4 protein-coding genes are annotated in these 4,594 nt (G+C 47.3%); 2 read left to right on the top strand and 2 right to left on the bottom strand.

Annotated elements, in window-relative coordinates:
- Window positions 1-244 precede the first annotated feature (244 nt).
- On the bottom strand, window positions 245-1,564 hold the full coding sequence (locus tag LBW88_RS26385; protein ID WP_224934718.1) for an MFS transporter: 1,320 nt from the start codon (window positions 1,562-1,564) through the stop codon (window positions 245-247).
- A gap of 43 nt (window positions 1,565-1,607) precedes the next feature.
- Window positions 1,608-2,441 (bottom strand): sugar phosphate isomerase/epimerase family protein, encoded by an 834-nt coding sequence (locus LBW88_RS26380; protein ID WP_224934716.1) that lies wholly within the window; start codon window positions 2,439-2,441, stop codon window positions 1,608-1,610.
- A gap of 122 nt (window positions 2,442-2,563) precedes the next feature.
- On the opposite strand from LBW88_RS26380, the gene LBW88_RS26375 reads away from it, so the two are divergent.
- Window positions 2,564-3,526, top strand: a complete 963-nt coding sequence (locus LBW88_RS26375; protein WP_224934714.1) for an NAD(P)-dependent oxidoreductase — start codon at window positions 2,564-2,566, stop codon at window positions 3,524-3,526.
- 418 nt (window positions 3,527-3,944) lie between these two features.
- The gene (locus tag LBW88_RS26575; RefSeq protein WP_320442547.1) at window positions 3,945-4,508 is read left to right on the top strand and encodes an alcohol dehydrogenase catalytic domain-containing protein; all 564 of its coding nucleotides are present in this window, start codon (window positions 3,945-3,947) and stop codon (window positions 4,506-4,508) included.
- Window positions 4,509-4,594 lie beyond the last annotated feature (86 nt).

The following is a 4,594-nucleotide window of genomic DNA, read 5'->3' as shown; positions in this document are numbered from 1 at the left end:
TGCGAAATTCAGGGGAATGCTGTTTACGGGGCTTTTTGCTGGTTGATACTGTTTTTGTCATGTGAGTCACCTCTGGTTGAGAGTTTACTCACTTAGTCTCGTGTCCACTATTCGCGGGTAGGATCAGCAGCAGGACAAGAGTCTGCTTTCCTTCACCTGCAGTTACATAGTGAACAGTGAGATCGGTCAGCTTTTCATAATGATGTTCAAACATAAGATTCCCATTCTTCATAATGATAGAGATTTAATTTTGTGGGCTGCTTAATCCCGGATGTTTTGTACTTAATTTGTGAAATCGGTTGTAGTACCCGATCACGCATCCCAATATTGCAGCAACGATAAGGATGTAACCCAGTACGTAAAACCCGCCCTGTGCAATGGACTTTCCGCCTGACAGAAAGCCCACAAGCAAAGGGCCGATTACGCCGCCAAAGTTTCCGATTGTGAGCACGAGACTGGATGCATAGCCCGTCTGGTTAGCAGGAACTTCATTCAGAGCCCATGGCCACCATGGGCCAAATGCAGCGTGGATACCGACGCCGGCAATAATGAGGAAGACAATTTGCGCAGTAATTCCACCTCCAATGAAATGCTGCAGAAGTAGTGCTATACCCGCGATGAAGATGGGTAAGACAACATAGGGAGTACGATTCGAGCGCGCTTTATCTGAGGCGCTGGCGGCGAAAACCATTCCTATCGCGGCAAAGACAAAAGGAATAGCAGTGAGCAAACCAACCGCTTCGATTCCACTTCCTGATGCCTCCGACAGCAGCGTTGGAAGCCATTGGTTAAAACCGTATAACCCTGTCATCCAGAGCAGGTAGACCAGACCAATGAGCCAAATTCGTAGATTAAAATAGACCCCCCTGATAGCTCCCTTATCGTGAGTATCAGCGGTTGTGTCTTCGGTATGTGCAGAAATGTAATCACGCTCTTTTTCATTCAGAGAGGCGTCGTGTACGGGGCTTTCTTTCAGCATAATTGCCACCAGTACCGCAATAATTAACGGGGGGATCCCCTGAATCACAAACATTTCTTTGTAGCCCAGACTGCCTATCAACCACCCCCCCATTGGGGCCATGATTAGCGCAGAAATTGGAATTGCGAGAAGACACAGTCCGGAAATGCGCCCTCTCTCCCAGGCAGGAAACCACTTAACAAAAAAGATAGTGATTGCTGGAAATACAAACCCCTCTCCAAGCCCAAGCAGCAGACGAACGGCAATTAGCTGAGCAAAGTCTTCTGTCAGGCCCGTTGATGCGGAGGCGAGCCCAAATACAATCAGGGCCAGAACCATGCTCCTTTTCGCCCCAAATCGCGTCACGACGATCCCAGCAAAAGCCAGGCTAAAAACATATCCGCCAAAAAAGGCAGATAGCAGCAAGCCCATTTCTGACGAGGTCAAGCCAAGCTCTTTGATCATGGACGGAGCTGCAATGGCCATATTCGTCCTGTCAATGTAAGCAACCAGATAGGTGATGAAGAGCATCAGCCCCACCTTGCTCCAGCGAATATTAGATGCCCCGGATGTTGGTGGAGGATTAGTAAGTTTTGCGATAGCCATTATTGTTATCTCGTAGTTGTAGGGTACGGGCAGGGAAGGCTTGTTATGCGAGCAGCGGAGACAGACGTCGCACGGCGTCTGAAACTTCCTCATCCTTCGTGGCAAATGGACTGTTGTGGGTTTCCAGCTCCAGTACGTAGTCTCCGTCGTAGCCTAAGGAAGCTGCCGTTTCAAAGAAGTCACGGAAGTTAATATCCCCATCCCCAATGACCCGTCGGATATCACCATCAACCGCATCTCTTAAATGAATCAGGCGAGTTCGCTTTGCGAACGACTGATAGGAGAGACTTACATTTTGTCCAGGAGCGCGGATGTGTGATGTGTCAAAAATGAATTTCACGCGAGGATCCAGAAGCTTATCGAGTAAATTCACGCGCTCAGGGGTATTAACAAGACGGAAGAAATGCGGTGCTTCAACAGCAATCTCGACGCCATAAGCTGCGCCAAGCTCATAACACCGAGCCAGCCCCTCTGCCACACAACGGATCTGGGTAACTACATCATCGTCAGGCTGTTCTTTCTCGCCGCTGGTCAGAACAATAAGGGGGATCTGGTGCTCAGAGGCAAATCTAGAAAGCTTAGTTACACGCTGGTAAATCATATTGTTATCAATATCAGAATTAAAAGATCCTGTATCAGCGTTTATACTGGTAAAACGCAGCGTTGAATTTTTTAAAACGATAGACGCCGCTGTTAATTTATGTGTTTCAGCCTGCGGTGGAATATGTTCACACAATCCGGCAAGTGCGGCCAGATCGACACTTTGAAAACCCATCGCCTCAATCGTTTTTAACGCATCCGCTAAACTCCTGTCTCTGAAACACACTGTTGAACAGGACAATTGCTGAGGGATTCGTTTATTAGTTAAATTCAACATTAATGGTTCCTCCATCTGAGTATCTTTATTTCTTTAATTAACTAACGCCCATTGGAAAAAACTGTCAATTGGTTTAACCCAAACTTCGTTCTGATTTGCAGAAAATATGAGTACCATCACAAATGAACACTGACCAATCATTTGCTCTTGACTCAGCTTATACATGTGATAGAACACACATAACAAAAAGTTATTTAAAATTCTTTGGTCAGGAGCATTGCATGTCTACCCTAACTTTTGTAGGTACTGGCGCGATTGGACTTCCAATGGCACAACGTCTTTCAGAGGCCGGCCACTCCGTAACCGGTGTCGATCCGTTTGAGGCCGCACGTGTTCGTGGCCGCGATGCCGGGTTATCGATGGTAGAGACCTATACTGAGTCTCCCCCAAATGACGTGGTTGTTGTCATGGTTGCAACGCCTGCACAACTGGATGACCTGGTGACAGAAGCGACTCTTGAAACCAATCGCAACAAAATCGCATCTTCTCTCTGGATCATAATGTCAACTGTAGGGCCTGATTCAGTTCATCAGGCTGCAGTGAAGCTAGCAGAACTCGGTGCGCGGGTTGTTGATGCACCTGTTACTGGAGGCGTCTCCGGCGCTGTTGCAGGTAAGCTCACCGTCTTCGCCTCGGGAGCAATTACCGATGTTGAACAAGCTCAGATATTGCTAGCTAATCTGGGAAATATCCGCAACGTAGGAAGCCTTGTTGGAAACGGTCAGTCGGTTAAGGTCGTCAATCAGCATCTCGCGTCGGTACATCTTGTGGCCGCAGCTGAAGCCCTCGCACTCGCTAAACACCTCGGCCTGAATCCTGAAGAAGTCTTTGAACTGATCCGACATGGTGCTGCAGGTTCATGGATGTTGAATGATCGAGGACCCAGAATGCTCAAGGGCGAAGGTGCCGACGTGCTGAGTACAATCGGGATCTTTGTAAAAGATTCAGGGCTTGTCGCATCCGCGGCAGAAAATGTTGGTGCAACCACACCACTTTTAAACGCCGCTCGCGAACGGTTTAATCTTGCTGAATCACGTGGTCAGGCCAAAGAAGATGACAGTAGCGTGATTAAAACTTTCCTGTAAAGAAACTCAACAATGCCAGGGGGCTATTACCCCTGGTTAAATCACTGCCAAAAATGAACCTCATAACGTTTCCACGCAACGCACCATATGAGCATTCGTTAATCATATGAACACATGAAAATGACCTCTTTTCTTCCCCCCAGCCCCCCTTTAGCGTCATCCCACAAACCTCAATGACGGTTCTTATTGCTTTTGAAAAGAGTATTTTCTCTCCCCCCTCACCCTGCTTATACTTTAAACCAGCGACGCAATCTATTGTTGAGATAAAATACATTCTCCATAGATATAAGGTCACAAGACAACGTTTAACTATACATGTTATTTTTTAATATCCCTGCAAAAATAAAAATACACCAATATATTGCACCTCCCTCACTTCTTAAGTTTCTTAATTTCATTATCCTGAGGAATAGTCACAATGAGTGAAAAGAAAAATGAAAAGGTTAACGTTGAAGAGTCTTCAAATACCACTGAAAATATGTCAGGAGTTGACAGAAGGAAATTCCTTCAATACGCAGCAGGTTCAAGCGCGTTAACTGTTTTGGGGGCGGCGGCTGTCACGACATTAAGTTCCGGTTCGGCTAATGCAGCACCTGCCCCAGTTCGCGCAGGCGCACCACTTTCTCTCTATACCCAACCTTTTCCGGTTAAAGGGTATGCAGTACGAACAGCTGGCGGGAAGCTGAGCATCTTCGATTTTCGTCGTCGTGCGGTCGGACCAAATGATGTTGTGATTGACATACATTATTGCGGAGTCTGCCATTCCGATATTCATACCGGCCACGGTGACTGGGGCCCGATGAAATTCCCACTGGTTACCGGTCATGAACTGGCAGGTGTTGTTATCGCGCTAGGAAGCGGAGTCAGCGAATTTGAAGTAGGCGATCACGTCGGTGTCGGATGCATGGTGAATTCATGTGGAGTTTGCAGCGACTGCAGAGTGAATCGCCACGGGTTTAACAGACACCTCAGAGTCAATTAAGATGGCTTAAAGAGAGGTGCCCATGAGCGGTAAGCGTTATCCCGAAGAGTTTAAAATTGAAGCAGTCAAACAGGTTGTTGATCGCG

Source organism: Pantoea sp. alder81, assembly GCF_020179835.1.
GTDB lineage: Bacteria > Pseudomonadota > Gammaproteobacteria > Enterobacterales > Enterobacteriaceae > Pantoea.
Note: the sequence above shows the minus strand (reverse complement) of the source record. Positions and strands in the feature narration are given on the sequence as shown.

What these genes read in the sequence shown, in the direction of transcription:
- LBW88_RS26375 (WP_224934714.1), top strand. Translation starts at nt 2,564, where the DNA reads ATGAACACTGACCAATCATTTGCTCTTGACTCAGCTTATACATGTGAT.
- LBW88_RS26575 (WP_320442547.1), top strand. Translation starts at nt 3,945, where the DNA reads ATGAGTGAAAAGAAAAATGAAAAGGTTAACGTTGAAGAGTCTTCAAAT.
- LBW88_RS26385 (WP_224934718.1), bottom strand. Translation starts at nt 1,564, where the DNA reads ATGGCTATCGCAAAACTTACTAATCCTCCACCAACATCCGGGGCATCT.
- LBW88_RS26380 (WP_224934716.1), bottom strand. Translation starts at nt 2,441, where the DNA reads ATGTTGAATTTAACTAATAAACGAATCCCTCAGCAATTGTCCTGTTCA.